This window comes from Secundilactobacillus mixtipabuli, from assembly GCF_002217925.1.
Lineage (GTDB): Bacteria > Bacillota > Bacilli > Lactobacillales > Lactobacillaceae > Secundilactobacillus > Secundilactobacillus mixtipabuli.
In genome coordinates this window covers 128,328-153,368 of the sequence record NZ_BCMF01000003.1, presented here as the reverse complement: position 1 = coordinate 153,368, position 25,041 = coordinate 128,328, and the positions used below count along the sequence as shown (strand labels likewise).

20 protein-coding genes are annotated in these 25,041 nt (G+C 38.7%); 8 read left to right on the top strand and 12 right to left on the bottom strand.

What is annotated here, in order from left to right; translation table 11 throughout:
• Positions 1 to 2: 2 nt before the first annotated feature.
• Positions 3 to 1,001: an ornithine carbamoyltransferase gene (argF, locus tag IWT5_RS03435; RefSeq protein WP_089108549.1), complete on the bottom strand. Its 999-nt coding sequence runs from the start codon at positions 999 to 1,001 to the stop codon at positions 3 to 5.
• 106 nt (positions 1,002 to 1,107) lie between these two features.
• On the opposite strand from argF, the gene IWT5_RS03430 reads away from it, so the two are divergent.
• Both IWT5_RS03430 and IWT5_RS03425 read left to right on the top strand, forming a co-directional pair.
• The gene (locus tag IWT5_RS03430; protein WP_089108548.1) at positions 1,108 to 2,406 is read left to right on the top strand and encodes a sensor histidine kinase; all 1,299 of its coding nucleotides are present in this window, start codon (positions 1,108 to 1,110) and stop codon (positions 2,404 to 2,406) included.
• 3 nt (positions 2,407 to 2,409) lie between these two features.
• Positions 2,410 to 3,243: a DNA-binding domain-containing protein gene (locus IWT5_RS03425; protein WP_089108643.1), complete on the top strand. Its 834-nt coding sequence runs from the start codon at positions 2,410 to 2,412 to the stop codon at positions 3,241 to 3,243.
• Positions 3,244 to 3,371: 128 nt separating this feature from the next.
• Here IWT5_RS03425 and IWT5_RS03420 read toward each other — a convergent pair whose 3' ends face one another.
• Positions 3,372 to 4,358: a restriction endonuclease gene (locus IWT5_RS03420; protein ID WP_089108547.1), complete on the bottom strand. Its 987-nt coding sequence runs from the start codon at positions 4,356 to 4,358 to the stop codon at positions 3,372 to 3,374.
• A gap of 109 nt (positions 4,359 to 4,467) precedes the next feature.
• On the bottom strand, positions 4,468 to 5,058 hold the full coding sequence (locus tag IWT5_RS03415; protein WP_089108546.1) for a restriction endonuclease subunit S: 591 nt from the start codon (positions 5,056 to 5,058) through the stop codon (positions 4,468 to 4,470).
• A gap of 5 nt (positions 5,059 to 5,063) precedes the next feature.
• Here IWT5_RS03415 and IWT5_RS03410 point away from each other — a divergent pair, with 5 nt between their 5' ends.
• Positions 5,064 to 5,612 (top strand): restriction endonuclease subunit S, encoded by a 549-nt coding sequence (locus tag IWT5_RS03410; protein WP_089108545.1) that lies wholly within the window; start codon positions 5,064 to 5,066, stop codon positions 5,610 to 5,612.
• Between the two features lie 43 nt (positions 5,613 to 5,655).
• Here the strand turns inward: IWT5_RS03410 and IWT5_RS03405 are convergent, their stop codons facing one another.
• The 7 genes from IWT5_RS03405 to IWT5_RS03375 all read right to left on the bottom strand — a co-directional run bounded on the left by IWT5_RS03405 (position 5,656) and on the right by IWT5_RS03375 (position 16,970).
• Complete coding sequence (locus tag IWT5_RS03405; protein ID WP_089108544.1) at positions 5,656 to 6,573, bottom strand: site-specific integrase; 918 nt, start codon at positions 6,571 to 6,573, stop codon at positions 5,656 to 5,658.
• A 141-nt stretch (positions 6,574 to 6,714) separates the two neighbouring features.
• Complete coding sequence (locus tag IWT5_RS03400; RefSeq protein ID WP_089108543.1) at positions 6,715 to 7,914, bottom strand: restriction endonuclease subunit S; 1,200 nt, start codon at positions 7,912 to 7,914, stop codon at positions 6,715 to 6,717.
• On the bottom strand, positions 7,911 to 9,506 hold the full coding sequence (locus IWT5_RS03395; RefSeq protein WP_089108542.1) for a type I restriction-modification system subunit M: 1,596 nt from the start codon (positions 9,504 to 9,506) through the stop codon (positions 7,911 to 7,913). Before IWT5_RS03395 ends, IWT5_RS03400 begins: the two co-directional genes overlap by 4 nt.
• A gap of 18 nt (positions 9,507 to 9,524) precedes the next feature.
• Positions 9,525 to 12,392 carry a type I restriction endonuclease subunit R gene (locus IWT5_RS03390; protein ID WP_089108541.1) on the bottom strand — a complete coding sequence of 956 codons (2,868 nt, stop codon included), beginning with the start codon at positions 12,390 to 12,392 and terminating at the stop codon, positions 9,525 to 9,527.
• Between the two features lie 153 nt (positions 12,393 to 12,545).
• On the bottom strand, positions 12,546 to 13,901 hold the full coding sequence (locus tag IWT5_RS03385; protein WP_089108540.1) for a 5-methylcytosine restriction system specificity protein McrC: 1,356 nt from the start codon (positions 13,899 to 13,901) through the stop codon (positions 12,546 to 12,548).
• Positions 13,902 to 13,913: 12 nt separating this feature from the next.
• Positions 13,914 to 15,386 carry an McrB family protein gene (locus IWT5_RS03380; protein ID WP_089108539.1) on the bottom strand — a complete coding sequence of 491 codons (1,473 nt, stop codon included), beginning with the start codon at positions 15,384 to 15,386 and terminating at the stop codon, positions 13,914 to 13,916.
• 105 nt (positions 15,387 to 15,491) lie between these two features.
• Entirely contained in the window at positions 15,492 to 16,970 is a 1,479-nt protein-coding gene (locus IWT5_RS03375) for a coiled-coil domain-containing protein (protein WP_089108538.1), read from the bottom strand.
• A 190-nt stretch (positions 16,971 to 17,160) separates the two neighbouring features.
• Here IWT5_RS03375 and IWT5_RS03370 point away from each other — a divergent pair, with 190 nt between their 5' ends.
• On the top strand, positions 17,161 to 17,682 hold the full coding sequence (locus IWT5_RS03370) for a hypothetical protein (protein ID WP_089108537.1): 522 nt from the start codon (positions 17,161 to 17,163) through the stop codon (positions 17,680 to 17,682).
• A 152-nt stretch (positions 17,683 to 17,834) separates the two neighbouring features.
• On the opposite strand, the gene IWT5_RS03365 is transcribed toward IWT5_RS03370, so the two are convergent.
• Positions 17,835 to 19,967, bottom strand: coding sequence for a hypothetical protein (locus tag IWT5_RS03365; RefSeq protein WP_089108536.1), 2,133 nt, complete (start codon positions 19,965 to 19,967; stop codon positions 17,835 to 17,837).
• Between the two features lie 211 nt (positions 19,968 to 20,178).
• Here IWT5_RS03365 and IWT5_RS03360 point away from each other — a divergent pair, with 211 nt between their 5' ends.
• From IWT5_RS03360 to IWT5_RS03345, 4 genes are all read left to right on the top strand, one after another.
• Positions 20,179 to 20,679 carry a DUF2798 domain-containing protein gene (locus IWT5_RS03360; protein ID WP_089108535.1) on the top strand — a complete coding sequence of 167 codons (501 nt, stop codon included), beginning with the start codon at positions 20,179 to 20,181 and terminating at the stop codon, positions 20,677 to 20,679.
• A 68-nt stretch (positions 20,680 to 20,747) separates the two neighbouring features.
• A complete protein-coding gene (locus tag IWT5_RS03355; RefSeq protein WP_159459276.1) occupies positions 20,748 to 21,179 on the top strand; it encodes a hypothetical protein in 432 nt (143 codons plus the stop codon).
• A gap of 192 nt (positions 21,180 to 21,371) precedes the next feature.
• Positions 21,372 to 22,463: a recombinase RecA gene (gene recA, locus IWT5_RS03350; RefSeq protein WP_089108533.1), complete on the top strand. Its 1,092-nt coding sequence runs from the start codon at positions 21,372 to 21,374 to the stop codon at positions 22,461 to 22,463.
• A gap of 170 nt (positions 22,464 to 22,633) precedes the next feature.
• A complete protein-coding gene (locus IWT5_RS03345) occupies positions 22,634 to 23,467 on the top strand; it encodes a helix-turn-helix transcriptional regulator (protein WP_089108532.1) in 834 nt (277 codons plus the stop codon).
• Between the two features lie 63 nt (positions 23,468 to 23,530).
• Here the strand turns inward: IWT5_RS03345 and IWT5_RS03340 are convergent, their stop codons facing one another.
• Positions 23,531 to 25,000 carry a DASS family sodium-coupled anion symporter gene (locus IWT5_RS03340; protein WP_225360201.1) on the bottom strand — a complete coding sequence of 490 codons (1,470 nt, stop codon included), beginning with the start codon at positions 24,998 to 25,000 and terminating at the stop codon, positions 23,531 to 23,533.
• Positions 25,001 to 25,041 lie beyond the last annotated feature (41 nt).

The window sequence follows — 25,041 nt, the reverse complement described above, 5'->3', positions numbered from 1 at the left end:
TCCTATTCGCCTAATGTAGCGACCATGACCGCTTTGATCGTGTGCATCCGGTTTTCTGCTTCACGGAAAACAACTGAGGCATCACTTTCAAAGACTTCATCGGTAACTTCCATTTCATTGATACCAAACTTCTCAGCAATTTCCTGACCCGTCTTGGTTTCTGCGTTATGGAAAGATGGTAGGCAATGTTCAAAAATAGTGTTAGGGTTACCCGTTTTAGCCATCATTTCCGAAGTAATCTGGTATGGCTTCAATAATTTAATCCGTTGTGCCCAGATTTCGTCAGCTTCACCCATGGATACCCAGACATCGGTGTAAAGGACGTCAGAGCCTTTAACCCCTTCATCAACGTCATCTGTAATCAGGAGTGTTGCACCGGTTTTGGCAGCAATGGCATTCACTTTAGCAACTAATTCCTCAGTAGGGTCCAGTTCCTTTGGGCAAACTAAGTGGAAGGTCATGCCCATGATGGCTGCACCGATCATTAAGGCATTGGCAACATTGTTGCGGCCATCACCGACGTAAGTAAAGTGCATCTGGTTGTATGGCTTATTCAATACTTCTTTGGCCGTTAAAAAGTCAGCCAGTACTTGAGTTGGGTGATCTTCATCCGTCAAACCGTTCCAGACTGGTACACCTGAATACTGAGCTAAGGTTTCAACCGTCCGTTGTGAGAACCCGCGGTATTCAATGCCGTCAAACATGCCACCTAATACACGAGCCGTGTCTTTAGCCGTTTCTTTCTTCCCCATGTGAGAACCGCTTGGCCCAAGATAAGTTACGTGAGCACCTTGATCGTGTGCAGCAACTTCAAAGGCACAGCGAGTCCGAGTTGAACTCTTTTCAAAAATCAACGCAATGTTTTTACCGGCTAATTTCTGCTGTTCAGTTCCGGCATACTTCGCCTTTTTCAAGTCCTCTGATAATTGCAGTAAATAGCCCATTTCTCTGGGTGTAAAGTCAAGTAAAGTTAAGAAACTCCGGTTACGTAAATTAAACATTTGTTATTTCCTCCTTTGTTATTTACAATGACAAGTATAGAAAACGGTTTCATAAAGCTTCAAAAAGCTTCAAAAGATTGTTAAAAAATTTCATGGAGGTCTTCTTTTGTATAATCAGGCCCGTTTCATTACGCACGGCAGATGGCAACGGATTTTAGTTGCTGCCATTTGTATTTCTTTAGCTTCGCAAGTGAACTTTCAAACTTACATACCAGGCTTTATCCTGGCTTTTTCGGCGCTGATCATGCCGATTTTTCTTTACTATAACGGCGACATCAATCCCATTAAATTAATGCTGGTGATCTCGTTTGCATCGCCGATTTTTCGAGGTGTGCAGTTATTGATCACTCACGGTGAATCTGGACCGCAAGTGATCAAACTGATTTTGGCCGAAATCGGCTTTTACCTTTGCTACGGCGCCGTTTATTATCTGCTCTACTGGCGAAGAGGTCAGCGAACAAACAGTTCGTTCTTTTTAACGATTGTTATCTGTGACTATGTCTCCAATATCTTAGAAGTGGGCTTGCTCACTAATTTTCAGGGGTATAGCTACCGACTCTTTCAGCTATTATTCTTAGCCGCTTTGATCCGTAGCGTGATTGCTTGTCTACTCGCCTTTCTTTATCATTACTTCACCTTACTTATGCGCCAGGAAAGCCATGAACAACGATATTACAACTTTATCTGGATAGCTGCCTCAGTTAAAAGTGAAGTTTACTTTATGCGCAAAAACATTTCGGAAATCGAAAACGTCATGAAGAACGCCTACCTTCTCAATCAAAATCTGCAGGCAGATTCTAACGCTGATAGGAAAGATAAGGACATGGCATTAAGTATCGCCCGAGACGTTCACGAAATAAAAAAAGACTATCAAAACGTCATCAGCGGCTTAGGCGATTACTTCAGTGACAGTAACGACGCCAATATGCAACTTGCTGATATTTTGAAAGTCGTGATTGGGTATGTCCGTGAAACGATTAAAAATAAGCATCAAGATATTCTGATTGAGGTTCATAACCAAGTCGATTTGGTTGTTCCCAGTCATTACTACTTGGTTTCAATCATCTCAAACCTGCTGTTTAACAGTGTCGATGCACTTAAAGACCGCAGCAATGGCCTCATTAGACTAACAGTCGCCGATGATTCAAAGAATATCATCATCAGTATTCATGATAATGGCATCGGGATGGATGCAGAGACACAATCCAGAATCTTCCAGCCCGGTTTTACCACGAAGTTTGATGAGAATACGGGTGACGTTTACCGTGGTATCGGACTGTCACATGTTAGAATTATTGTGGAGGAACAGTTTGGCGGTAAGATCAGTGTTCAATCTATTCCTAACGAAGGCACCACCTTTCAAGTCATCTTGAATAAGCAGCGCTTGACCCAAAGGGAGGAATAAATGATGAATTTCTATATTGTTGACGATGATCCATCGATTCCAATGATTTTACGTCAAATCATTGAACAAAACATGGATAACACGGTTGTTGGATCAGCCAATAACGCCAAATCCGCCATCAAAGATATCATGCTGACCGATGTTAACATCGTGTTAGTGGATTTACTCATGCCGGAAATATCAGGTATTGAGCTGATCAAAACCCTGAAACAGCTGAAACCAGCGCTAAAATTCATCATGATTTCTCAAGTACGGGACAGCGACTTAAGAGCGCAGGCGTATGAAGCCGGCATCGAATTTTTTATCGATAAGCCGATCAATCTCGTTGAAGTGAAAACAGTAACGGAAAAAGTTATTCAAAGTATTCAAATGGCTGGTAAACTCAAACACATTCAGTCATTAGTGGGTGCCGGCCCCGCTACCGAAGAACGCCCCGTTGATCAGCAGCAGTCCAAGAAGGAACAGGTTTTAGCCATCCTGCGGTATCTCGGTATTACCTCAGAAGCTGGTTCTTCCGATATTATCGCCATCAATCAGATCATGCTGGATCAAAAAGTAAACTTTCGTGATATTGATTTTAATAGCATTTATCACATCGATGATCACGAAAAGAAGATCCTCTTTCAGCGAATCCGGCGTGCGATTAAAACCGGTTTGACGAATTTAGCGAATATCAGTTTGGATGATATGGGTGATGAAATCATGATTGAATACGCTAATACCCTCTATGGCTACAAAAATGTGCGCAATGAGTCGTTATATTTACAGGGTAAGCGCAGTTCAGGCGGTAAAACATCGCTGCAGCATTTCTTTGATGGGTTGGTGCAGGAGATGTAGATGATTGTTGAAATAGGGACAAAAAATAGGCACTGTATCATCACTTAATGATGATACAGTGCCTAACTTATTTGAATACATATTAGTTAACTGCTCTAGAATCGTAACTGACATTCTATTTTACTGAATCATTGTAATTCGTCAGCATCAAAGTAATCCTCGTCGACAGTAAATAAGTCAAAATGATGTTTGGTTTCAACACCTACGCGATATTGCAACATTAGATTTGTCAGCTTTAAGCCATCGATCAATACGATTGAAAAGCTCTTCGCCGTCTGGATTGCTTGCTGTGAAAAACTAGAGGTGGTGATAAACACCCCACGATCGGCATGAAGACGGTTGAGTGCGCCATAAAATTGTTCGATGCTTGGTCGCTGGACAATGTTATTTGCTTGGTATCTCTTAGCTTGTAAGTATACCGTACTCGTTCCGAGCGGATCTTGGTTAATAACACCATCAATTCCGCCATCATGACTCTGTGGCGTTACTATCGCATTACCATTAACACCTTGGTATCCCATTTTTACTAGTAAGTCGACCACCAGGTGTTCAAAGAACTTAGGCTCCGCCTCACGAATTCGGTTAAGTAAGTCGTCAGCTACTTGGACATTATAATTATCAATTTGTTTTGCGATATCTTTAACAACAAGAGCCGTTCCATTAACGCCATAAAATTCTCCTGAGTCAAGCTCTGAATTATCCGTATCGCTTGCTTTTTTCCTCTCTTGGACCTCTTTCTTATGGGCAATGTATTGCGGTTGAGTATGGACAATTTTGCTATCTAATTTGTAACCGTACTGTTCAAAAAGCGTCTTTCCCAATTCAGTAACTTTATATACACCCCTTTTAGGCCTGACGAATATCCCCGCAGTGGCACCCTCCGAAAGAGCCCAACCTATTCGATCAATAATAATCCTGGTATCAGGGTATTTTTCATAAGTTAAACGGCTTAGTTTTTCAGGGAGATTCAGCGCATCATCAACACTAGCTTCTAATTCTTTAATGTGCCACTCTTCTTTTTGTAAACCTATCTCTATAGCAGGTGCTACTAAGCTACCCCAAGCTGGTAATCCATATTTTGATGTCTTAAGTTGATGATAATCTATACTTGTCATGTTTTTAGCCAACCTATTCTTTTCGTTCTACTACATACTTTAGCATATTGATTACTATTTAATTCAGAAACTAAACGATTAGTCTATCGGAAAATCTATAAGTTATTTCTTAATATATCTTTATTCCCATTATTTTCCTAGAAAATAACTCTCGTTGATGATGAGCGATAGCACTATCCAAGTAATCAAAAAGCCCTGAAATATTTTGTTGTTCAGTAATTGAAGGAAAAGTAATTGAGGTCTTTGAAACTGGATCAACTGTAAAATGGCGTATTGAAATGCCAGTCATAACATCATGAACGTATTTTCTGAGTCGTCTAGTGAGAAACTCGAAATGAAGAAAATTACCGTCTACTATCGAGGATTTTGATGTCTGAGCATACAGAATCGCACCGCCCTGTACATATATTGGCGAATTATCGTCTTTATAGAAAGTTAGTCCGACGCTCTTGGGAGTACCACCACTGACTATCAGAAGGTCACCCTGTTTAGGTGATCCTGTTTGTTTATCTAGCTTCTGAAATAGTTCGAGAGAAATATTCAACACATCTTGTCGGCTTTCTGTGTTGATGTCACTGGAGCGAAGATATGGTACCCCCTTATTTGTCCAAAGACTGTTAGAAATTCTTGCACTATCAAATATTTTACTCAATTCTGAAAGCTTACGCTGTTCCCAAACATGGCCCTTAAAAAGATACATTAAATATTAAAAATTCCACTAAAAATTATACTTTTGTTTGGGAACAGCGTAAGTTGCAGGATGTATCAGAAAGAGTTCGGGGGAATGATGGAAGAATGAATTTACCAACATTAACAATATCAGCTAGTGTTGGTTGGCTAGATCAAAAAAATAGATTTTCACAAAGCATTGCAGGAAAAGAAAAAAAGAATTATACCCTTTTGAAAAAAGGACAATTATCATACAATCATGGAAACTCGAAATTAGCAAAATATGGAACTGTTTTTGAACTCGAAGGTTATGAAGAAGCGTTAGTCCCCAGGGTTTATCATAGTTTCACTGTTAAAAATCATGCTAATTCTAAGTTTATAGAATTACTATTTAAAACTAAATTACCTGATAAGGAACTTGCTAAATTGGTTTCTTCAGGTGCAAGGATGGATGGTCTTTTAAATATTAATTATGATAGTTTTATGAATATAAGAATACGCATTCCTCAAATTAAAGAACAAAATAAGATTGCACAACTATTACAGAAAAATGATGACCTTATCGTTCATCATCAACGACATTAAAAAATCATGGATATAATATAATCCATGATTTATAAGTTTTCTTTTATATTAGGCTAGCCAAATGCTTCATGATTTTATCATTATCTTGGTTTTCTAGCTCTTGAATAATATGCAAATACGTGTGTTGCGTAGTCGTCATGTCTGAATGTCCAAGTCTTCTGGCTACTGATGCAATACTAACACCCGCATACAATAACAACGACGCATGCGTATGACGAAGCCCATGAACTGAAATTACAGGTATCTCTGCCTTTTTACATAATCTCTCCAGATAGTGATTAACTGTGTCGTTATATACCTTTCTTTGGACAAAAATGGGTTTATCTTCAGGCAGTCCTTTGGTTAATTGTGAAAATTGAATCACTGTTTGCCAATCTAACTGAACTTTTCTAACTGATGATTTATTTTTAGTTGGAGCAAAACCACCTTGAACTGACTTATAATCCCATGTCTTGTCAACGTTCAAATATTGATGAGCAAAGTCAAAATCGTTGGGCGTTAATGCCAAAGCTTCTGCAAAGCGTAGTCCAGTTTTAGCGATCAACAGAAGAAAATAATCCCAATTAACTCCCTCATCTAATCTCAGTATATTTAAAAGGCTTTGCATTTCATGTTGATTCAAAAATTTTATTTTATGCTGACGCTGTTGGACACCTTTTATAGTCGCTTTTCGTGTCGGATCACGACTAATCAAATTATCCTCAAGAGCATCTACTAATGCACTTTTTACGTGCCTGTGAAAATCCATTACAGTTTGTCTTTCATGGCTTTCTGCATAATCGTTTAATAATTGTTGATATGTTAATCGAGTTATATCGGCTAAATATAAATTCGGAGCTAAATCCACAAGTTGGCGATATGTCATTTCATACTTCTGATACGTAACTGGTCGTACTGCATCCTTCTTATACAGATGAATCCACTGGAAGAAGTACTCATACAGTTTCAATTCTTGTGCCATAATGACACCTCCATACAAAAAATTAGACAATCTGCAGATTATCTAATTAATTGATACAGAAATATTAATAGTTTGACTAGTATTTTCACTTAATTTATTTCGCTAAACACATGCGAAGGGATAAGTCTATACCAACTCCAATCAGACAAACATATTTTGCAAAAGCCACTTTTTGAGTTGATGTAGTTGATCAAGCTTTTTCTGATGATGAGCGATAAGCTGGTCTACATCAGTTAATAATTTAACAATAGTGTCTTGCTCAGTCGCCGTTGGCAACATTACGCATTGATTTCGGACTAGCTCTGAATTTAAATTAACCTGGCTACCTGGTTGGCCATAACGCTTCCATTTCGGTCGAAACATTTCTAGCCACTGATATATGAATTCTTTATTAGCCTGTAAATCGTTAAAAATTAAGAACCCATCATGTACTCCAGTCTTTACATAGTTAATTACCGGCTTACCAACTGTTGCAGCAATACTGAGTAATAGATGAGGTGTCAATAATACTCGCGTTTTTTGCTGTCCAAGTTTTGAAATATGCTGGGAAAGATGTCGAATTCTACCATCTTGTTCTGTTACATCAGTGATTCTTAACCATCCAATATCTGAATTATTAGAAAACCACTTTGGATCTTGTATAGGTCTTGGAGAAGCTCCCCTTGTGATTCTTGAGATATCTCCTAACTTACGCTGTTCCCAAGGATCAGTAAATCCTTGAAAACGCCATTCCTGATCAAATATTTTTTGAAGAAATAACTTTTTCAACTGTTGTAAATCTTCAAGCTTTTTCTGATGATGAGCGATAAGGCTATCCACTCTACATAAGAGTTTTGAAATTTTTTGTTGCTCAATTACTTCTATTGGCATCGTCAAGGATAGTTTTTCAAGTTTACTTAGATACATATAAGTTCTAGAACCACCTTGTTTTTGCATAACTGCATACCGCGCAAATTCTACACCATAATTTAGTTCATAGTGCAAAAATTCTGAATCTAGTTCTTCGTTCGTAGTAAATACTGGATAAAGTGTACTTACAATCCCAAATGGAACGATATTATTTATATTAAACATAAAAGTGGTATCGTCTGACATATGTCGATATGTGAAATATCCAAATGGCACAATATTATAACCAGTATTATCTTTAGAGGCCACTTGATGTCCATCATAGTATTCTTTCTGGAGAAAAATACCGCGTCTTGAGGAGGTTAACACTGGGAATTGATTATTTTTAGTAGATTTCCTTCTATATTGTTTAATTAGTTTTCCAAGCTTACGCTGTTCCCAAGCATCCGCAAAACCCTTAAATCGCACATTTGGCGTCATTTTATCACTCATTTACCAAACAGCTCCTTAATTTTCGTAAGCTGCCGTTGAGCGTCAGCATTTTGGCCAATTAAATCACCTAGCATATCACTAAATTCTGCTTCTAACTGATCAATTTCAGAGTCTGTTTTCTTCATATCATCTACTAATTTATCAACATCAACAGGTGGTTCTTCTTCAAAAGTATCTACATAACGAGGAATATTAAGGTTGAATTCATTTTCAACAATTTCATCATAAGTTGCTTTATGTGCAAATTTATCAATATTTTCGCGTTTAGCATACGTATCAACAATTTTTTGTACCTGATCATCGGTCAGGTTGTTCTGATTTTTTCCTTTTTCAAACTCACTGGATGCATCGATAAAGAAGATATCCTTATTTTGACGATTCTTCTTAAAAACAAGGATGGCAGTTGGAATAGATGTGCCATAAAACAAGTTGGCTGGTAAGCCAATCACAGCATCTAAGACATTATCGGTTTCAATCATATACTGACGGATTTTTCCTTCTCCTGCACCTCTAAAAAGAACACCATGAGGTAACACAACCGCCATAGTACCATCAGTTGAAAGGTGATATAACATATGCTCAACAAAGGCAAAATCAGCTTTTGATTTTGGAGCCGTTTTACCGTATTTACGGAAGCGTTCATCTTCCAACTTGCCGTCCGGATTCCAATTGGCAGAGTATGGCGGATTGGCAACCACCGCATCAAAAGTTTTGCTATCAAAATGGTCGTCTTCTAAAGTGTCACCGTTATAGACATCAAAACGACTGTAATTAACACCATGCATGAGTAAGTTCATCCGAGCCAAATTATAAGTTGTCCCATTCAATTCCTGACCATAGTAAGAACCAATTTTTGCAGAATTACCCACTCGCAAAAGTAAGGAGCCAGACCCCATAGTTGGGTCATAGACAGTCTTCAACTTATCCTTGCCCAGTGTAACCACTTTAGCTAAAATTTTAGATACTTGCTGTGGCGTATAGAATTCACCGGCTTTTTTCCCGGCGTTAGCAGCGAATTGGCCGATCAAATATTCATATGCATCCCCAAGAACATCGATTTGTAAATCACTGACACCAAAAGGTATGTCAGCTAAGTTCAACATTACTTTCGCCATAAGGTCGCCACGCTGTGCGGGAGTTGAACCTAGTCGATTGGAAGTAAGATCCATATCTGCGAATAGTCCTCTAAAATCGTCTTCTGATTCGCGACCAATCGTTGAATTTTCAACTTCATTAACTGCCATTTGTAACTTTTCAATATCAAAATTACCCGACTCAATATCACTAACTAATGAGCTATAGAGATAATCAGGCTGGATAAAGAACCCCAGTGTCTGGGTAACATCATCCGTAAGCTCAGGACCGATCTCCTTATCTGCATATGCTTGGGCAAAAGTGATTTCATCATTAGCTAATTGCTTATTAACATAATCCTCAACTCTACCTGATAAGAAACGATAGAAAATTAGTCCCAACATATAATTCCGATACTCACTTGCGTCCATATTTCCACGCAAATCATTTGCAATCGCCCATAGACGCTTTTGTAAGTCTGCCTGTTGCTGTGCTTGTTCAATATGTGTTTCTGACATTAAGATAATTCTCCTATTCTATGACAACACGAATTTTTTCAATGCTTTAGTGACAAACATTTTAACTCGGTTCTTAACTGTACGTTTCTCCATGAACTTCAAACCATTAGCATTCAAGGCTTCATTCAATGCTTTGGTGTTCGCGTTTTCTCCATAGAAATTAATGTCGTCCATTTCTTTTCTAATGACTTCTTCAGGCAGATGAACCTGCTCAGAGAATTCTTTAACGGATTCCTCGCGTTTCCTAATAAGGTACTGATTAAGTGCGTTACCAACGTTGTCCTCTGGCTTCAACTTGGGAACAATCTCATCCAAGAACGCTTGTAATAGATCTGATTTTAATTTCAACTCAGGATCAGCTGCATTAACTAGCATCTTCTTGATTCTTCGAGTATCCTGTCCACGTTGATCTTCATCTTTCAGATTGATTGCATGAATCAGATTTACAATATAACCCACATCAATTGTATCAGCGGCAATGAGTTCCATTTCAAAATCAACATCATCGAGTACAGAAGCAGGGTCTTCTGGGTCGTCAATTATTTCTTGATAAACATCTGCATATTTGCTTCTATATGATTCCAAATCTTGATGAGTAAAGTTTATCATTTTACTAAAATCAAACTCATCATAAACACGTATCTTGTTATACACTCGAAGGACTTCTCGAAACGCCAACACAAACTTTTGCAGTGCTTCCTTACCTAAATTATGAAGGCTATCAACACTTTGTGGGGTTGGCGAAATCTGTCTGAGGTCTTTCACAGCATCGTCAAATTGTTTCTGCAACTCATCATAACTTGGTACAAAGAGCGACTTTGAAGAACCAGCCGAGAATAGTCGAACGGCATCATCAGTATCCTGTTTCATATTTCGATAAGCCAAAATATTACCAAACGGTTTAGAATCCAACTCTATTCGATTAGTTCGAGAAAATGCTTGGATTAAATTGTGCCATTGTAATTTTTTGTCAATGTATAACGTCGATAGCTTAGGAGAATCAAAACCGGTTAGGAACATATTAACAACAATGAGAACATCAATATTATTTTCTGGCGTCTGATAATTAAACTGCTTCATTCTTCTTGATACATCATTGAAGTAGTCTTTGAATTTTTCTGTACTAAAGTTTGTTTCAAACATTTGATTGTAATCTTTAATAACACTTTCAAGGCCATGTCGCGACGTTAGTGCTTCTTTTTTATCTTGCTTTTTTTCATTATCTTTTTCGTTCGCTTTCCAAGTAAAAATGGTTGTAACGTGCAGTTGGTGTTCTGGATCTAGCTTCTTAAACAGATTGTAGTACTTTAAAGCTACACGAGTACTAGAAACCGCTAAAATAGCGTTATAGTGTCGATTATGTGTAATCTGACCGTGATTCAACAAAATATGTTGTACGATCATTTTCAACCTGTCATCGGCTTCCATAACCTCTTTTTTATCAATACCTGACACCATTTCATCGCCATCTTTAAAAACATCTTTGCCGTGAATAGTATTCAAATATTGCATGGAAAAGCCTAAGACATTTCGATCTCTAATGGCATCTTTAATCAAATATTGATGCAAACACTCACCATAAAGTGTTTCAGTAGTACGACCATCTTGACCAACGTTCTCCGCAAAAATTGGTGTCCCGGTAAAACCTATATGCTGAGCGTTTTTAAACCACCGATTAATACCCTTTCTCATCTCACCAAATTGACTTCGATGAGCTTCATCTTCAATGAATACCACCTTAGCATCATGATAGGGAGTCAATAGACTTTTATACTGATTATTCTTAATAGCATAGTTAAGCTTTTGGATTGTTGTCACTATTAATGGATTACTCTTACTTTGTAACTGTTCTACGAGCATTTCAGTACTATCAATTCGGTCTAGTGCTCGACCCTCAGTTTTAATTTGAGGTAGGTAAGCATTAAAGTTATCTGCAGTTTGTGTATCTAGATCGGAACGATCAATCAAGAAGATTACTTTTTTGGCATCTGTATCCCGTGCGATAAGCTGACTAGCCTTAAATGCAGTTATGGTTTTTCCTGAACCGGTTGTATGCCAAATATACCCGTTTTCACCGGGATGATTTTGCACGCGATCAATAATTTTTTCTACCGCATATACCTGATACGGTCGCATAATTAGCATTCGTTGCTCATCACTATCAAAAATAGTGTATCGAGCAATTAAACTATGGAGTCTTTGACGACTAAAGAAGGAAGCCGCAAAAGCATTGATTTCATTTAACCAGTGATTCTTCTGATCCGTCCAATAAAACATGAAATTTGAATTTAGTTTACCATCATTATTAGCAAAATATCGTGTATCCTCACCGTTTGAGATGACAAATATTTGAATAAATCTAAATAGTTGACGGAAAGATTCATTTCGATATCGAATAATTTGATTAAACGCCTGCGGTAACTCAACACCACGCCGTTTTAGTTCAATCTGGACGACCGGCAGGCCATTGATCAAAATTGTCACATCATACCGATTAGTGTATTTTGCGTTAACTGTAATTTGATGGGCAATTTCAAACGTATTATTCTCAAAATTGATACCATCGAAGAATTCCAAATATAATTCTGAGTTATCATCCCTGGTGATAACAATTTTCCCGTGAGGTTGATAATCCGATCCTCTTAATAACTGAGCCATTTGATAAATTGTCTTCGAACCAGTTAATTCATTTAATGCTCGAATAAATTCTGTATCAGTTAATACCTTCCCCTTTAAACGATCTCGATTACGTTGATTAAGAACATCTCTGAAGTGAGAAATAACTGCTTTTTCATCGTGTAACTGGATAGTCTGATATCCTAGTGCATTCAATCGCTTCATGAGTTGGTCTTCAAGCTCGGCTTCGGATTGATACTCTCTTGTCATTTTCCTCAAACCCTTTGATTTTAAATTATTTATACAACGTTTATTTTCTCATATTTAAATCTGAGTTCCATAGAACAGCAGTTCTTTTATCCACTTCTGAGCACAAATGTATTCTTCAACATTATCTCACAGAATTGCCATCGCAAACGAGCACTAATTAGTTGTTATCTTCTGTTCCACAATCTTCTCAAGAAATAATCGTATGTTATTCTCATAGTCCCTAACATGTCTATAATCCAATGGTATCCCCAACACTCCAATAATTACTTGGTCATACGTAGAAACTTCCTCAACAACTTCATCACCATCAACAGGGGCCATGATAATCGCAATTTGAGCATTTATTAAACTCGTGTATGCGATGATTTGATGGATATCGTGTCGGATTCGCTCCTTTTGACTTTCGTAATCTTCACCATATCGTACATAAAAATAAGATTTATATTTGGCATCCAATACAATTTTATAACCTGCAAATTCGGCAACCATATCTGGTTCTAGGTATTTCGGCATTAACTGTGAAACTTGATGACCATAGTGAGGCGTTAATGTATGACTAATTCTCATGTTGTTGTCTACTTGGTTTACTGTATTGGCAAGCAACCTTTGAACATAACGCTCAAATAACATCGAGAAATCAATTCGCCAGCTATATTCTCTTTTCGTCTGCTGCTGAATAAAAGCATTTAAAGCGCCTTTTAATTGTTGAACATCCGCGCTTTCACGCTTCTGAATGTGAAAAGGTTCTGATTCATGTTTCACATGACCACTAACAGCGATCTGATGCTGCAAGAAAGCCAGATCCTCATGACAGTTTTGTTTAATTCGGTTTGGTGTCAGACGACTATTGATAATTTGAACAGCTTCAGAAAGGACGTTTAAAGCTCGCTCAAATTCAGTATGATTTTGAGTCATCACATTCACGTTTGTTGGAAATAACAATCTTTTCTGTGGGTCAGCCGACTGTCGCGCATACCGTGACCAATCAACATTACCCACTGGCCGTTCAAGTTGTTTTCGTTCATTCTTAAACATTTGCCAATCACGCGACTTCACGACTGCCACCATGTTTTTAATAACTTCCTGAGCCATTAAGTAACGCGGCGTAGGTGTACCTTCAGAACGAGTCAATTTTAATCTTGAATCAGTTTCTGGCGTTAAGTTCACGCCAGAAAAATCAGACAGTTCGCTCATCCATGCAAACCAATTAGTTTCCTGAGCACCATATCGGGGTTTAACAATTAGATCAGTGCTCGCTTTACCACTACCTTTTTGCGGCATCCGTAATGGAACAGCTCCTACATACCCATTAGTAATCAAATGCAATTCCTCTCTGAGTTGAAAAGCCTCTATGTTTAAGTATGCGAAGGCCTCTCTATTCAGTTCAATAAAAGCCATTTGGTAATCTGAAGGGTTCCGGCGATCACTAAGAATCGTATTGGGTAGATGGTAAATCAGATCAGTAAAGGTTGAAGTCTCGACAATTGAAATATGTTTGTCTTTTCCCACTTTACAACCTCCTTAAATAAACAAGGTCTGATTTAACTCGTCAACAAAGAATTGATTCAAAGCATCTTTTGCCTGTGTCATTAAGCCGTTCTCCAGGTATTCACGAATAAGTGGCAGGAGTTCATACTCCAACCGATCCTTCATTAAGTCTTCAGCACTTTCAGAATCAGTTAAGTAATAAGCTTGTCCGGGCTCTAACATGAGCTCCTCGCTAGTGGCGTATGTTTGGAAAATACGGTCCATAGCTTCAAATTGTTTGGAATGAAAAGTCTGATTAACAGATGGTTTAAGTGAATGTGGATACATCGTATACCAGGCAAAACGTCGTCTTAAAGCAAAATCAACAACTGCCAGAGATCTATCAGCTGTGTTCATTGATGCAATAACATATAGATTAGTCGGTAAAGCCTCAATCTCAATTGGCTTTTGTGGATCACCTAGTTTCACTTTTCTTCGTTGTTGACCATCCTGTTTTTCAAATAGGTAGAAAGCTTCACCTAGCACATTACTTAGATTAGCCCGATTGATTTCATCAATCATCAAAAGAACTTTTTGATCAGCATCTTCCTGTGCTGCACTGATTGCCTCCAATAACGGTCCATTAAAATACTGGTAGCTTAATTGCTCCTTCTCATCAGTCACTGGCCGGTACCCACCCACAAAATCTGAGTAAGATGTCTCAGCATGAAACTGTGTAAAAATCGAGTGATAATTTTGACTCAGTTGATTCATTAAATACGTTTTTCCAGTACCTGGTGCACCTTGTAGAACGACGTATTGACGATCATCTAATAATTTCTGAATATTTCCCGTGATATCTTGGGATTCATCATGATCACCATAGAGTGCACTGATAAACTTATCAGCTACCTTAGTTTCACCCTTGTTAGGCCACTGACGTAATTCAGCATAAATAGCTGCAACAGCTTTGAAAATCAGCCAAAAATCTTCTTGGTTATCAGATTCATCCTGCACTTCATCTTTTAAAGCAGGATTTGGCACAAATGCGACGAATAAATCTTGCGCATGTGAATCAATATTGTCGCCTTTGTACTCTTTTTCAAGCTCTTTTAATTGTCGTTTAGGTGTATCATCGCCGTAATCCAGTGAACAAAACGACTTTATGTCAGCACCATTTTCTTTCGAATAGCTAATGATATTCTTCTGAAGATTCAAAAACCTTCGCCGGGTTCCTGGCAAAGTCGCTAATTGATAATCGTCACCAAATCCCTCATTACCAATATCTAAAGAAATTCGATAATGATTTTCTCCTGGATTCACTTTAACTGACAGCCCTGAATAACGTCCACTGGTAGCTTGATCGCTACGGATAAAGGAAATGAATCCGAACCCTTTTTCACCCTTAGATAGATTTTCGCTGACATTCTTGCGCGTAATATACAACTTATCCTTAGAACTATCTTTGCCTCCAACAACGTTCAAAGCATTTTCCAATTCTGCCACAAATGTTTCTTTTAAAGACATTTTTATAGCTCCTCTATAGTTAGTAATGCAATTATATTATGAATTCAATGACAGATGTTGATTACTTGCTAAAGATTCACAACTATTTTGGTGAACAAATGATGCTCACTTTTCTCCCCTCGATCTCATCCCATTCAACCACCAGACAATCTCATCAAAAGCATTTCGATGACTATCCTTCAATTGATTTAAATTCAACACCCGCTTACGATACTGAAAACTGGGATTATTAATAATCAGGCCAACCTCATGGTGCATACCATTGGGATTAATGACAATCAGGTCAAGATCCTCACGATTTAAAACAGTCTGCAACCGGTTATAGTGATAGTTACCGTCATTGAAGGCCATCACCTCAGCACCGTATCGAGTTAAATCTTTGGTTACTGGATAAGTCTTCTGCCAGTCAATAATAACTATCTTGGCACCTTTAAGTACTTTTCTGGCCAATTCTTGATTAACACTGATATTTAATCGAGCTGCCGCTTGCTCCGCATTTACTTTGTGCTTTTTCGAGTTAGTAGAATAGATTAACCGATCTTTTCGCTGCTTGACTAGTGATTTCTGCAAATCAATCTTCTTCTCTTGTTTTTCACGGTAATTATTTAACTTGGTTAATTCATTTACATATCTGCTACTTTCGACATCAAAATAAGCCTTCATCCGGTCCAACACTGGTTCTAGTAAGCGTTCCGTCTGCTTAGCATTCTCGGCTGAAACTCGCTGATTCAATCCATGAATTGCCTGACTTAGCGTAATATTGTCTTTAATATACTGATCTAAGATATCATCTCTAACCGAATCCAATAATTCTTCACTGTTGTGTTTCGTCAATTTTTTAATTTTATATCGACTATACTTATGCTTTAAATTATCATTGGCACGCATATACCATTGGAGTTGCGATTCCATTTTAGCGGCTTTTTCTTTAAAATCAGTCAACTCTGAGTTCAACCGTTGATTCTTTTTCTGCTCTTGAAGTAAATCGGTAGCAACTTGATTGTTCTTCAATACTTCCCGGCTAGTATGTAAATGTTTTCGGGTCTCCTCATTAACGTGTGATAGCTGCCGATTTCGTTTACGAAGATCACGATTACCTTGCTTCAAATTATTAATTTGAGTCCGTTGTTGCTGATCCTTAGTTTTCGCTCCTTCAATTTGCTGCGTATAAACTGTTTTGGGAATATAGTTTTGCCTTACATCCGCTTTCGCTCGTTCCAATTCATCAATCAAAGTTTGAAGGTGTTTATTAGTTTCAACTTGTTCCGAACGTAGCCGTTTTACTTGGCCTTTCAGTCGAAAATTATCTTGTTGAATCGATTTGAGACTCTGTTGATCAGCCTTCCGCTTTTTACTCAGCTCATTAATTTCCTTGCGCAACTGCCTAATGGTCCTAACCTGTTGGTGAGTTGTTGAATCTCCATCAGACTGGCGTGATTGTTTAGGTGATGAAACGGACTTGCCCGTTGCCTGCTTCTTGTATTTTTTGCGTAATTTTGCTAAACGTGATTTACGGTTATCTTCTGTTTTTTGTGAGTTTTCAAATCCTCGATTATAGCCAGCAATAAAGTTTTTAGAGTTCATAACAACCCCTACTTTCTCAAAAGTATCTTACTACCTTCCATTGTAAAGAACATACGTTTGCTTTTAAAGGATGTTTTGCTTTCATTACTAACTAATACCGGTAATCTACCTAACTTGCCATGGAATTCTATGATAGTTAAGTGTAATCTTTTTAGGTAGAGGGGATGTTTAAATGTTCAGGAAAAGAATCATGAAATTTATACTTAGTATTATTGCGATATTGGGCTTATCATTAGTCGCTCTACCAGCACAGGCATCGGCAAAAACGACTCTAAAATCATTTCCAACATCGTTACACAGAACTTGGTATCATTATGATGGTCACGGTCGATACGACACCGTTCACTTTTCTTCTAAGAAGGTGAGCTGTGCGCAGTATTACGATCATAAATGGTACCATTCCACAGCGACGTTACATTATCGGAATGCCAACACGGATCCTGATAAAATAAAACGTCATAATTCTTGGGTAGTTGGTCATACTTTTCAGATTGGTAAAGCCACTTGGACTAACGTAATGGGTTGGAACCAATCAGCCGGTGACGGCAGTTCATATAAGATTGAAACTAAAACTTATCATCATAAAAAAGTGCGTGTGCTAAGTGAAGGCGGCGGTGCAGAATTCTGGATTGGTAACCACTTCTACACTAGCAAGGGAACCGCTCATAAACTAGGTAATCATCATTTCTCTGGGGAACACTATTATCAATAATCATAGATTTCAAAAACCGTATCTAAGCTAATTTTTAACAAACTAGTTTAGATACGGTTTTTGTATTTACTGGTTAATTTTCCGCGCTAATATCTAGGCTTTCGTAAACAAAGCAATGATAGTTTCAACGTTAGGTACCTGATTTTTGATGGTTAATGTTTTTTATGACGCTTTTTGGCTAATTTACGAGCCTCATCTAAAGAAATAATGTTATTAGTAAGCATTGATTTCTGTGCTAATTGCGGATCAGGTGCCAAAAGGTTTCTAAACTCTGTTTTGGATATTTCCAATATTTTTCGGCAGTTATCAAACTCTGTGGCAAAAGCTTGAATCTGTTTATTATTGGGTGATTCAGACTGTCCTAAGTAGATTTGGAGTGCAACCTGAAGCCGTTTTTGACGTGGAAATGGGTCTTCAGCCGTGATTAATTTTTCGAATACCTGTGGCCAGAAAATATCGTCCTGCAATACACTAGGAATACCGGTTAATTTTGCGGCGACAGGTTTTGTGTAGGTTGGCTTTACAAAGGATGTAAACCAGTTGAAGCAAAAATTATCATAAGCTTCTTGAGAATAGAACTCGATTGCGTTTGCTTTGAAGTTGATAATTTCATTCAAACGGAAATTCTCCGCGAGCAAGGTGGCTTCAATTTCATGGGTAGCAAAAAATTCAGTTAAGTCAGTCTCATTAGTGAGACCGGAGGCGTCAAAGATAGCTGTCATCTTGAGCATTAACCGCAATAGTTTATCCTGATCTGTGGGCTCGTCGTTATCATCATCCAGTAGCGGGCTTAACTTCTCGACGTAATCGGAAAGGACATTCTGGATAGCTTCACTTGGCGTTAAATACGAGTTTTCCATCAGAAAATCAATATAGGGTGCTAGAACTTCGTAACTGTCACTTGCTTGCTGAGGCGTCATGTTGATCCATTTTAGTTTCGGATCGTTTAGTATTTGTGCAACTGATCTGCCCGTCCATTTGCGTCGTAAACGCCCCGTCTCCATGAATAAATCGTTATAGAAACGGTAAATTGTGGCGGCAACTTCGTCCATTTCCATTTTGAAGCCAGACAACTTGCTAGGAAAATGTTTTCGAAAATCGGTTAAGAAAACTTCGATAATAAACTGTTCGTTTGATAAAAATGGCACTAAAATATCTTCTTGCAATGCGTAATCAGTTGCATATTTGATGTTTGAGTGGGCCTGTAAGACTTGCTTGGTTGTTTCAAGAACTTTAGCAGGTTTCTCGTTTGCCGTAAACAAGTGCGTGATGGTTTCCATAGTATTGGGAGCTAGGTAGCTAGGCTTACCGCTTTTGGCATCTATAAAATGATAGCGAAAGTCGCCACTGTTATAGCCACCCATGGCCGTAGTAGTAACGGGAGTCTTTTGGGTGAGTAAAGACATAACATGAACTGGTTTCCCGTTAAGGATTTCTTGGAGTTCAGACTGGATTTGGTCAATAGAAGCTATTGAGGCAAGAATTGCTTGGTATCTTTTGAAAAACGCTTTTCTAGAAGCGCTTTGCCGTAAGTTCACATTATCTCGATCAGCAACAATAATGATTCGATCCAGTAAACTAGCGATATGATTTTGGGTCCCATCAAAGAGGGCTACTAAATCATCTTCAAAAGTTGACGTTCTGATCGTCTTATTTTTGGGATAAATACTCATAAGACCCTCAAGCAGATAATCAGCAACATTACTAAGATCAAATTGGAAAACCGTCAATTCCCGATACAGTTTGAAAAGTTCTGCAAAAGAGGTATTATTCGCCAATAGTAATACGTCGCTAACGTGTTGCATTTCGTAGTCTTCAAATTGCTCACTTGAGGTGATATCAGGTGCTTTTTGTAGCTCACGAAGTTTGGCTAACCAGTATCTGCTTGAAAAAGGTTCCCCAAGATTTAAGCGAACACCAAGATAATGTTCTATGTTTTTAGCAAGATTAGGATTAGTCGTGATTTCCCCATTAGCAATGAGATATGAGACATATTTAGTAAGAATGTTAAACCATTCGGTTGACTGCAGTTTGGCTGTTACTAACGGCCAATATGGATTTGAAATAAGCAAAGTAGTGCTGATTGATTTCTGCGTCCATTTACGGGGATGTTGGCCCCAAATATCATACATTTGGGTACAAAACGTCTGCAAGTATTCTGGTGCAAGTCGCTTGCTATCCTGATTATGAACGTGGTAATTGAGAAAAGACTTGGTTTTGATAAAATTGTCTATATCTATAGTCGCTTTATCAAGAACTGATTCTCTTGTGATTCGTTTCGGCATTTCGATGTGCCCCCTCGATTGCTTGATAGGACTATTATACTTGAAAATAAATTGCGTAAACAGTTAGAAACAATTGAATAATAAATGGACAGTCTGTTCTCAGACATAAACCATTCAACCGCTTCCAATTTCGTAACCAAAACGTAACTTACGAAGCACCCTTCTTATTTGCTATGCTAACCAACATTGTGAATAGAAAAGGAGATCCAAAATGCCTCGTAATTTTAAAGAAGAAATTGTTTTTACCGCCATCATGGCGGGTTTAATGGTCCTCGTTATGGTTGGCTACAACGTTGTTTTAGCTGAAGGCTTCACTAATAACTTTCTGCTGCACACCCTCACTGAGTATCCTGGTGGCCTAGCTGTCGCCGTCATCCTTGACCTCTTGGTTGTGGGCAACATCGCTAAAAGTGTTGCGTTCAAATACATCATCACTGATTATATGAAGAAAAATGTCTTGCTGATTGGCCTCACCATCTCAGTTTTGATGGTAATTGGTATGGTCACTTGCATGTCGCTTTTCGGCATCTTCATGGCCGGTAGCGTCAGCTGGGGCGCGTATGGTCACGCTTGGCTGTTCAACATCATCGTGGCATTACCACTTCAACTCCTGATTGTGGGTCCCATTGCCAGATTTATTCTGGGTAAAATGCAGGCTGCAACTGATAATGCAGCGACATTGCGCCAAGAAGCAGAAGAAACTAATCTGTAAATCCAATCAGCACTCATTTTAATTACTTTTCCATTAATCAGATAATCGACTATAATGTCAGAGTAACCTTGAATTTTAAAAAGGACTTAACGACTATGGAAAAAGAATTAAACTATTATCATCGCTATCTGCGTTCGTACTGGCGATCAGAAATCTTTAACACCGTTATCTTCGTATTAGCATTGGGCGGTACGGTGGTCAACGGCCTGATTGGCGGCAAAGACTTATTATCAGTGCAAGCCTCGAACTGGCTGTTTTATGCGGTGCTTACCGTTATTGGAATCACCATCATCTTAATGTTTGGCAAAGTTAATCGGCAAAACAGAGCATTGGCACAATTTAAACTATTCATGGCTAAAGACAACAAGCAGCTATCGCAAGCAGATCAACCTCTGTACGATAAATGTAAGAGCTACTATGACCGTGGGCATCAATTAGACAAGCTCAACATGGTCATCGCGCTAGGCGTGGTTTGTGGCTATATTTTGATTAGTTTGTGACATTCGAACGGAAACGTCCTCACAGTATTTAATTGCTGTGAGAGCGTTTTTAATTTTAATTGTGAACGAACTAATTGTTTCACATGGAACAATCGACAGTAATTCTGCCCTTTCGCTTTGTTTATCCGGCAAAGAAGACTACAATGATAATGTAGTTTAGGAACGTACGTTCGAAATAAGGGGGATTGCCGTATGGCCTTACAATTATTCGAACCCGGTCATCCGTCACAGCGGAATGATTCCAAGGAACGCAAACAGGCGTTAGACGAAACATTAAAAAAGATTGATAAAAAATTTGGTAAAGGTGCCTTAATGCGCATGGGTGACAAGCCCAACCTTGACCTTAAACGTTTTTCATCCGGTTTATTATCACTGGATCACGCCATCGGTGGCGGTTATCCGTACGGCCGAATCATGGAGCTCTATGGGCCCGAATCTTCTGGGAAAACAACGTTGGCGTTAACCGCCGTTGCTGCACTTCAAAAGGAAAATGGCATTGTGGCCTACATCGATTTTGAAAATGCACTGGATCCAACCTATGCCAAAAATCTCGGTGTTGACTTGGATTCACTGTTACTGTCACAGCCAGGAACTGCCGAAGATGGCTTCAACATCGCTCACGAACTGATTCAAAGTGGCGCGGTGGATATGATTGTCTTCGATTCCGTTGCTGCGATGCTGCCAAAGGCTGAAATTGATGGTGAAATTGGTGACAACCATGTGGGGTTGCAGGCACGTTTAATGTCACAATCACTGCGTGGTTTGACGAGTTTGGCCAACCAAACGCAAACCACCCTATTATTCATCAACCAAATTCGTGAAAAAGTTGGTGTGATGTTTGGTAGTCCGGAAGTCACTCCTGGTGGCCGTGCCTTGAAATTCTATTCGACCATTCGACTAGAGATTCGTCGCCGCGATAACATCAAAGAGGGTCAGGATATCATTGGAACCAACGTTAAGATCAAGGTTACTAAGAACAAGGTTGCCCCACCATTCAAACAAGTCGAAGTTCAAAACTTCTTTGGTAAGGGACTCTCTCATGCGGGTGATTTGCTGACCATTGCTGTGGACAATGATATAGTGCAAAAATCCGGTTCATGGTATTCCTACAAAGACGAACGGCTTGGCCAAGGCCAGCCGAAAGTAATTGAATATCTGGAACAACACCAAGATATTCAGGATAAAATCGAAAGAGACATTAAAGAAATGTGGAGCGACGAGGAGAAGGATGCACCGGTTGATAAGGATGATAAGTCAATCGGCAAGCATACGGAAACTGTTTAATCCATTGTACGTAAAAGAGCGCTGATCGAATTAATCGGCGCTCTTTCGTCTATTCTAAGAACTCAACTCTTTAAGAAAGCTTCTCCTTATATCATAGGTACAAATAAAAAAATACAGTATAATTAAATTATCAACGCAATCATTCAGTTCATTTTTAGGGGAGGATATAAATGCGAAAAATTACATGCGAATGGAAACCACATGACTCAACAACTATATCCCTAGATTACATTGAAAATTTTCGAACTATTGATGAAGTATACCGACGTGGTCTTCATGAACATGAAAAAGTTACTGAAGTGTCTTTAATTCGGTCTGGATCCAGCAAATATTACATCGATGATAATTTTTATGAGGTTCATGCACATGACCTTGTTGTAATAAATGCTCAGAAACTGCACTCTTTAGGTGATATTTTACCATCGCTAATTATAGGCATTCATATACCCTCTCTAATTGATCCCGCAACCATCCCCGTTTTCCATTTCGATTCAAAAGTATTTTCAATCATGGAAAGAATTACTAAAACCGCCTTTGAATTAATGAAACGTGAGGATATTGACTCACATGAACTGGCTAACAATCTGATTATAGCTAGTCTGATGCCCTTCATAAATGAAAAGGTATCTGCTCATGAACATATTAAAAAAACAACACCAGCCATCGTTAGTCGTGCCGAATCATTTATCAATCAGAACTTTGAAAAATCTATCAACGTTCAAGATATCTGTAAAAATCTATCAGTTAGTCATACGTACTTAGATAAAAAATTTAGAGAAAATATAGGGACTACTCCAATTAAATATCTAATGTCTAGACGTATGGGCGAGGCACAACGTTTATTGTTGGAAAATCCTGATTGGTCAATCACGCAGGTAGCAATGCATGTTGGTATCAACAACCCCAACTATTTTCAACGCAACTTTAAATTATTTACAGGTGTATCGCCACAACAATTTCGTATTAAAATTGATAAAAAAGAATTCGAAGAACGCCAATTCTAACAAAAAACGGTAAGCTCGTCGGCTTACCGTTTTTTTGTTATTAAAGCATCTTCCTTTGGCTATCTACCAAAGACCAATCACATGCATCCATAGGCTCCCAACACTCATCCAAATAACAATATTTACAATAGCACAAATCAAACCTGCAACCCACCATTTTGCAACTGAAACATATCCCATACCAAACATTAATGGTGCAGTAGCATTTGAATAATGTGTAATCCCACTATCAAGCGATGAAATAAAGCCTAAAATTAAAGCAGCAAATAGAGGCGGTACTCCTACTGCAATTGCTGCCGCTAAGAAAGCTGCATACATTGCTGAAACTTGAGCAACGTTTGATGCAATTAAATAATGACTGAAGAAATAAACACCGCAAAGAATTAAGAACGCTGGGATCCAGCCCATACCGCCGATTAGCCCAACAATGTGTTTGCTAATCCAAGGAATCAGGCCAAGTTTACTTAATTCAGTAGCCATCATAACCAGACTACCCATCCAAAAGAATGTGTCCCAAGCTTGCTTTTCAGACTTAACATCGTTCCAAGTTAAGGCACCACTGAGAATTAAGACCGCCATTCCAATAAAGCCAACCGTAGTTGAATCAAGTCCAAATAGTGGATCACCAATCATCCATAGCCCTAAGACAATCACAACTGTAGCGATTGTTACCCATTCAGAAGGTGTAATTTTTCCCATTTTATGCAATTCATCTTTTGCATGAGCAGCAATTTCAGGAGATTTGCTTACAGTCGGTGGATATAATTTATATAAAAGAAATGGAATAACCAGTAGCGATACAATTCCGGGTACACATGCTGCTAGTGCCCATTTTCCCCAGGTAATCACCACTCCCTGCTGCCCAGCCAATTGAGCAGCTAAAGGATTCGCCGATAACGCCGTTAAAAACATCGCTGGAGTAATGACGTTTACCTGAAAGGCCGTGATTGTTAAGAACTCCCCTGCTTTCTTTGATGACGGTGAGTTTGGCTCACTGCCATAAACACCCGACACTGATCGAAGAATAGGCATGATTACACCACCACCACGGGCAACTGCCGCTGGCGTAGCTGGTGCAAGAATTAAATCAGTAAGTGCTAGTGCATATGATGCACCTAGCACGCGCGAACCAAGTTTGGATACCAGAAAGAGAGCTATCCGTGAACCCAGCCCCGACTTAATTATGCTTCGGGCAATAAAGAATGCCGCTACAATCATCCACACTGTACTTTGCGAGAAACCTGTGAATGCAACATCTGTTGTCAATGTTCCGGTCACTAATACCAGTACTAAACCAAGCATTGAAACGGCACCCATTGGTAAGGGCCCTGTAATGATGCCAACAACAGTTCCAATAAAGATCGCTAATAGGTGCCAAGCTTGAATTTTAATTCCAGCTGGTGCAGGAATAAACCAAATAATCAATCCAACTATAATGGGTACTAACCACTTTACCCATAACTTTGGATTATGTTTAAAGGTTGCTATCCAGCTGATAATTGGATCTTGGCTTACTTTATCATTCTCATCCAAAATAACCATCTCCTCGTGAAGCTTAATCACGCTTACTCAAA

Excerpts from the sequence above, each read along its gene's own strand:
- argF (WP_089108549.1), bottom strand. The coding sequence starts at position 1,001 with ATGTTTAATTTACGTAACCGGAGTTTCTTAACTTTACTTGACTTTACA.
- IWT5_RS03425 (WP_089108643.1), top strand. The coding sequence starts at position 2,410 with ATGAATTTCTATATTGTTGACGATGATCCATCGATTCCAATGATTTTA.
- IWT5_RS03420 (WP_089108547.1), bottom strand. The coding sequence starts at position 4,358 with ATGACAAGTATAGATTATCATCAACTTAAGACATCAAAATATGGATTA.
- IWT5_RS03415 (WP_089108546.1), bottom strand. The coding sequence starts at position 5,058 with ATGTATCTTTTTAAGGGCCATGTTTGGGAACAGCGTAAGCTTTCAGAA.
- IWT5_RS03405 (WP_089108544.1), bottom strand. The coding sequence starts at position 6,573 with ATGGCACAAGAATTGAAACTGTATGAGTACTTCTTCCAGTGGATTCAT.
- IWT5_RS03400 (WP_089108543.1), bottom strand. The coding sequence starts at position 7,914 with ATGAGTGATAAAATGACGCCAAATGTGCGATTTAAGGGTTTTGCGGAT.
- IWT5_RS03395 (WP_089108542.1), bottom strand. The coding sequence starts at position 9,506 with ATGTCAGAAACACATATTGAACAAGCACAGCAACAGGCAGACTTACAA.
- IWT5_RS03390 (WP_089108541.1), bottom strand. The coding sequence starts at position 12,392 with ATGACAAGAGAGTATCAATCCGAAGCCGAGCTTGAAGACCAACTCATG.
- IWT5_RS03380 (WP_089108539.1), bottom strand. The coding sequence starts at position 15,386 with ATGTCTTTAAAAGAAACATTTGTGGCAGAATTGGAAAATGCTTTGAAC.
- IWT5_RS03375 (WP_089108538.1), bottom strand. The coding sequence starts at position 16,970 with ATGAACTCTAAAAACTTTATTGCTGGCTATAATCGAGGATTTGAAAAC.
- IWT5_RS03370 (WP_089108537.1), top strand. The coding sequence starts at position 17,161 with ATGAAATTTATACTTAGTATTATTGCGATATTGGGCTTATCATTAGTC.
- IWT5_RS03365 (WP_089108536.1), bottom strand. The coding sequence starts at position 19,967 with ATGCCGAAACGAATCACAAGAGAATCAGTTCTTGATAAAGCGACTATA.
- IWT5_RS03360 (WP_089108535.1), top strand. The coding sequence starts at position 20,179 with ATGCCTCGTAATTTTAAAGAAGAAATTGTTTTTACCGCCATCATGGCG.
- recA (WP_089108533.1), top strand. The coding sequence starts at position 21,372 with ATGGCCTTACAATTATTCGAACCCGGTCATCCGTCACAGCGGAATGAT.
- IWT5_RS03345 (WP_089108532.1), top strand. The coding sequence starts at position 22,634 with ATGCGAAAAATTACATGCGAATGGAAACCACATGACTCAACAACTATA.